A 1591-nucleotide genomic window follows, 5' to 3' on the forward strand; every position below is an offset into this window, starting at 1 on the left:
TCTTAAGGCGAGTTTCCCGCTTAGATGCTTTCAGCGGTTATCTCTTCCGAACATAGCTACCCGGCGATGCCACTGGCGTGACAACCGGTACACCAGAGGTTCGTCCACTCCGGTCCTCTCGTACTAGGAGCAGCCCCCTTCAAATATCCAACGCCCACGGCAGATAGGGACCAAACTGTCTCACGACGTTTTAAACCCAGCTCACGTACCTCTTTAAATGGCGAACAGCCATACCCTTGGGACCGGCTACAGCCCCAGGATGAGATGAGCCGACATCGAGGTGCCAAACACCGCCGTCGATATGAACTCTTGGGCGGTATCAGCCTGTTATCCCCAGAGTACCTTTTATCCGTTGAGCGATGGCCCTTCCATACAGAACCACCGGATCACTATGACCTGCTTTCGCACCTGCTCGACTTGTCGGTCTCGCAGTTAAGCACGCTTATGCCATTGCACTATCAGCACGATTTCCGACCGTACCTAGCGTACCTTCGTACTCCTCCGTTACGCTTTGGGAGGAGACCGCCCCAGTCAAACTGCCTACCATGCACTGTCCCCGACCCGGATCACGGGCCAAGGTTAGAACCTCAAACAAACCAGGGTGGTATTTCAAGGACGGCTCCACCGAAACTAGCGTTCCGGTTTCATAGCCTCCCACCTATCCTACACAGATCGGTTCAAAGTCCAATGCAAAGCTACAGTAAAGGTTCATGGGGTCTTTCCGTCTAGCCGCGGGTAGATTGCATCATCACAAACACTTCAACTTCGCTGAGTCTCGGGAGGAGACAGTGTGGCCATCGTTACGCCATTCGTGCAGGTCGGAACTTACCCGACAAGGAATTTCGCTACCTTAGGACCGTTATAGTTACGGCCGCCGTTTACCGGGACTTCAATCAAGAGCTTGCACCCCATCATTTAATCTTCCGGCACCGGGCAGGCGTCACACCCTATACGTCCACTTTCGTGTTTGCAGAGTGCTGTGTTTTTATTAAACAGTCGCAGCCACCAGTTTATTGCAACCCCTTCACCCTTCTGGCGCAAGCCAGTCAAGCTACAAGGGCGTACCTTATCCCGAAGTTACGGTACCAATTTGCCGAGTTCCTTCTCCCGAGTTCTCTCAAGCGCCTTAGAATACTCATCTCGCCCACCTGTGTCGGTTTGCGGTACGGTCATCGTTAGACTGAAGCTTAGAGGCTTTTCTTGGAACCACTTCCAATTGCTTCGCTCCCTAAGGAGCTCGCGCCACACCCTTGAATTCCGCACCCGGATTTGCCTAAGTGCCTTCTCCAATGCAGCGACCGGGACTTCCAACACCCGGACAACCTTCCGCGATCCGTCCCCCCATCGCATCTAACAATGGTGCAGGAATATTGACCTGCTTCCCATCAGCTACGCATTTCTGCCTCGCCTTAGGGGCCGACTCACCCTACGCCGATGAACGTTGCGTAGGAAACCTTGGGCTTACGGCGAGGGGGCCTTTCACCCCCTTTATCGCTACTCGCCCGCGCCGCTGCCCTGCACCCGCTGCCCGATGAAATGCCCGCCGCCGCGCTGTGGTCTCGCCTCGAACTACGAGTCCCCGGACCCGCGA

General features: G+C 55.1%; 1 rRNA gene. It reads right to left on the bottom strand.

Going from position 1 to position 1591, the window contains the following annotated elements:
• Positions 1 to 1591, bottom strand: a 23S ribosomal RNA gene (locus ABZS43_RS36570); the annotation flags it as partial.

This window comes from Nocardia sp. NPDC005366 (genome assembly GCF_040606855.1).
In the GTDB taxonomy this organism is placed as follows: domain Bacteria; phylum Actinomycetota; class Actinomycetes; order Mycobacteriales; family Mycobacteriaceae; genus Nocardia.